This is a genomic window from Geomonas sp. (assembly GCF_035254065.1).
Taxonomy (GTDB): domain Bacteria; phylum Desulfobacterota; class Desulfuromonadia; order Geobacterales; family Geobacteraceae; genus Geomonas.
This window is the reverse complement of sequence record NZ_DATFBA010000049.1, coordinates 1-3,735: the sequence shown is the minus strand read 5'-3', so window position 1 is coordinate 3,735 and position 3,735 is coordinate 1. Positions and strand designations below refer to the sequence as shown.

Sequence of the window (3,735 nt, the reverse complement as noted above, 5' to 3'; positions counted from 1 at the left end):
CATCTTCGCTACCCCCTTGGACCGCGGGCAACCGTCCCTCCCCTGCTGCGGGAAGGGGCGGCTGTGCGGACGAAGAAGTCACCCCCTTATCGGGGCGCAAAGTGGGGCATGCGGGGCGAGAAAGAATGCTTACTTCTTCCTGTCGAACAGGGAAACCACGGTGCCGCCCTTGCGGGACGGGCTCTTCTCCACCGGCGCGAGCGGCTTGGGCGGCGGCTCCGGGGACTCCACCTTCTCCAGCATGATAGGGGTCTGGCCCATGGTGAAGGGGGCGCCGTTCACCTGGCTCTCGTCGAGGATCCAGGTGTAGACCTGCAGCGGCACCGTCAGCACCAGGAGCTTCACCTTCCACCACCCGGGCTTGACGTCGGGACTGATGTCCTCGATCCTGGCGTAGAAGGCCGGCTTGTTGTCGATGTGCGCGAGTACCAGGTCATTGATGGTAGTAGGCATTAATCATCCTCCGATCGTCGTTGATCGTGTCAGGTAAATCTGTCTGCTCAGTCCTTCAGCAGGGGGCCGTCCGCCGACCGGTCGGGGAAGAGGGCGCGAAGCTGCCGGTAGCTTTCCCGCAGCTCGCTCTCCCAGAGGTAGAAGAGGGCCACCTCTTCTTCCGGCAGCTGATCCTCGATCAGCTCGCAGTTGAAGGTGATGCAGTTAAACGGCCGGTAGCCGGGGGGCATCAGGCACCCCTCAGGCGCCAGGTAGGGACAGAGTCCGTTGTCGAAGAGCGGCGCGAAAAGCTCGGCGCCCGTCGCCAGGTACACCACCAGGTCTACCGGGGTGACGTGGTACTTCCCCTTGACGCAGCAGGCACCGCCGCAGCCGGCGCAGTGGGAGGCGGCGTCCACGCGCGCTACCAGCGCCTGCATGGCTTCCTTGCGCGCCACCATCGAGCGGCAGAGACGGTCAACCTGCTCCCGGTCGGCCCGGGAAAGCAGCGCGTAACCAGCCGTTACCCGGCGGACACCTTCCCGCCACAACTCCTCGTACCTCGTCAAGCAAACCCTCATCGTGCGCGGCACAAAAAAAGCCATCCAGGCTTCAACAGCAGCCTACATGGCAACCCGTCCTGCCTGCAAAGCGGCAGCTCCTGCCACTTGCACCCTCCGGCGTCCAGTCGTACCTGTCACCGCGCACCGTCTTTCTCAGCCCAAAAGAAGATCTGGCCCCCAAGGTCGCCCTTGGGAACCAGCGAAAAATTGGCCGAAGCAGCCCGTAAGCCGGGTTCTGTTCCCGCCGCCGGTTACCCGGAGGCGGGCGATGGTCATTCATCTAGGAGCGCCGTTACCGGCGGCCTCAAGCAACCAACCCGGAAGCACGGACGGGCAGCCCTTAACGCTTCCCTATTTGGTCTTGCTCCTGGTGGGGTTTACCTGGCATCCGGCGTCGCCGTCGGACCCGGTGAGCTCTTACCTCACCCTTTCACCCTTACCAGCCTTCGCCAAGGCTACGGCTGGCGGACTTCTCTCTGTGGCACTTTCCCTGGGGTTGCCCCCGCTGGACGTTATCCAGCACCATGCCCTGTGGAGCCCGGACTTTCCTCCCCCCGCTGGCGCGGGCGGCGGCCATCTGGTCTGCTTCGACCAAACTGCTGAAAACCGAGATCAAGATCAAGGAAGGCCGTCACCCCTTGGCATTTTCTCAATCTCAACCTTAATCTTAATCTCGCCTTTATCTGCCTCTACTCGATCTCCTGCTTCATGATCAGGATGCGCTGGCAGTGCGGGCAGGTCACCACGTCGTCCGCGCGGAACAGGGTGTTGTAGAGCTGCGGCGGCAGGTGCATGTTGCACCCCATGCAGTTCCCTTCCTTGGCCTCGACCACGGCGACGCCGCGACGCTGATCACGCAGCCGGTCGTAGCGCTTCATCACCGAGGCGGGCAGCCCCTTGATGGTCTCCTCGCGGGTAGCCACATCGGTGGCGATGCCTGCTTCCAGCGCATCCACCTTGGCCTGCACCTCGGCCTGCTGGGTCGCCACGTTCTCCTCGAGCTCCTGGAGATCGGATTCCTTCTTGGCGATGTCGGCAGCGATCTCCTCGAGGGCGTTGATCTTCTGCAGGATCTGCTCCTCGAGCTCGCCGATCATCTTCTTGGCGCCGGAGATCTCCTTGGAGACCGCCTGGTATTCCTTCTGGGTCTTGATCTCCTTCTGGTGCGACTCGGAGCGGGTGATGTTGTCGTTCTCGGCGGCGAGACTTGCTTCCAGGGCGGCTTTCTCGTCGCCTATCACCTCGGCCTCCTCGCGGCGGGCCGCGATCTTCTCGCGCGCCTCGGCGAGCTTCGCCTCCAGAGCCTGGGACTCGGCCAGCAGTTGTCCCTTCTCGCTATCCAGACCGTCGATCCTCAGATCGATCTCCTGCAACTCATACAACGACTTCAGCTTATTGCGCAAAATCTGCCTCCCCAACTACCTCTTTTTTATGAAAATCGCGAGCGAGCTCTCACCAGAAACTGAAAGGTTCCCGCTCTCCCTGGTACTCCAGCACTTCCGTCTCGTATCGTTTCGCTTCCAGCGCGCCCCTCAGGGTGGCCGCCAGACCTTTCACCATGGGGAACTCGGTGGAGAAATGCCCCGCGTCCAGCACGGCGATCCCCAGCGCTTCCGCTTCGCGCGCCTCGTGGTACTTCACGTCGGCGGTCACCAGCAGGTCCGCCCCCTTGCGTGCCGCTTCGTGCAGCAGCGAGGCCCCCGAGCCGCCGCAGAGGGCGACCTTCTTCACCTTCCGCCCCGGGTCGCCCACCAGGCGCACGCCGGCGGCCTGAAGCGATTCCTTCACCCGGGCCGCGTACTCCCCCGCCGTGGTGGCCTCCGCCAACAGACCTATCCTCCCCAGGCCGCGCGCCGCTCCCCGGTTCAGCACCGGGTAGATGTCGTAGGCCGGCTCCTCGTAGGGATGGGCATCGGTGAGGGCGGCCAGCGCCGCGGTCAGCCGCTCCTTTAGGACCAGGAATTCCAGCCGGCTCTCCTTCTCCTGGTGCAGCTCCCCGACCTTCCCCACGAACGGGTTGGCCCCTTCCATGGCCCTAAACCTCCCCAGACCATCTCCCTGGTAGGAGCAGTCACGGTAGTTGCCGATGGGGGCCATGCAGGAAGAGAGCGCCTGTAGGAGCTTCTCCTCGAAACCGTGCGGAACGAAGACCGCGATCTTCAGGAACTCGTCGCCGCCGGTGATCCTCAGTGGCTGCGCCGCGCTAAGCCCCAGGCGTGCCGCCAAGAGGTCGTTGACCCCGCCCTGCGCGATATCGTAGTTGGTGTGCAGCGAGATGATGGCGAGGTCGTTCTTGATGGCGAGGATGGTGAGGCGGCCGGTTTCGTCGGTGGTGGAGATCTTTTTCAGAGGAGAGAAGAAGAAGGGATGGTGGGAGATCAACAGCTGGCAACCTGCCTCGACCGCGGCCTCGACGGCGGGAGCGCCGGGGTCCAGGGCCACCATGATCCGGGAGACCTGGCGGACCGGGTCCCCAAGCTGCAGGCCCACGTTATCCCAGGACTCCGCGAAGTCGGCAGGAGCAATTTTATTAGTGATTCCAAGTATATCCGAAACTTTAGGAGTAATCATCGCGCACAAAAGAAAAAGAGTGCAACCGCCGGGTGTGCACTCTTTTTCTCCACTTTACGTGTATTTTTTCGTCTGACCAGGTGCTTTAAGGGCATCCCCACATCATCCTAATTGTAGAGGTGGTGGGCCCACCAGGACTCGAACCTGGGACCGACCGGTTATGAGCCGG

Annotated in this window: 4 protein-coding genes and 1 other RNA gene; all 5 read right to left on the bottom strand. The window is 62.9% G+C overall.

The window, feature by feature from the left end; translation table 11 throughout:
- Positions 1–129: 129 nt before the first annotated feature.
- The 5 genes from VJ604_RS02710 to VJ604_RS02690 all read right to left on the bottom strand — a co-directional run bounded on the left by VJ604_RS02710 (position 130) and on the right by VJ604_RS02690 (position 3,566).
- Entirely contained in the window at positions 130–453 is a 324-nt protein-coding gene (locus tag VJ604_RS02710) for a hypothetical protein (protein ID WP_324079850.1), read from the bottom strand.
- Between the two features lie 47 nt (positions 454–500).
- On the bottom strand, positions 501–1,001 hold the full coding sequence (locus VJ604_RS02705; RefSeq protein ID WP_324079849.1) for a hypothetical protein: 501 nt from the start codon (positions 999–1,001) through the stop codon (positions 501–503).
- 203 nt (positions 1,002–1,204) lie between these two features.
- An RNA gene (rnpB, locus tag VJ604_RS02700) (RNase P RNA component class A) lies at positions 1,205–1,584 on the bottom strand.
- A 100-nt stretch (positions 1,585–1,684) separates the two neighbouring features.
- Positions 1,685–2,398: a zinc ribbon domain-containing protein gene (locus VJ604_RS02695; protein WP_324079848.1), complete on the bottom strand. Its 714-nt coding sequence runs from the start codon at positions 2,396–2,398 to the stop codon at positions 1,685–1,687.
- Between the two features lie 49 nt (positions 2,399–2,447).
- On the bottom strand, positions 2,448–3,566 hold the full coding sequence (locus VJ604_RS02690; RefSeq protein WP_324079851.1) for a Nif3-like dinuclear metal center hexameric protein: 1,119 nt from the start codon (positions 3,564–3,566) through the stop codon (positions 2,448–2,450).
- Positions 3,567–3,735: the final 169 nt, after the last annotated feature.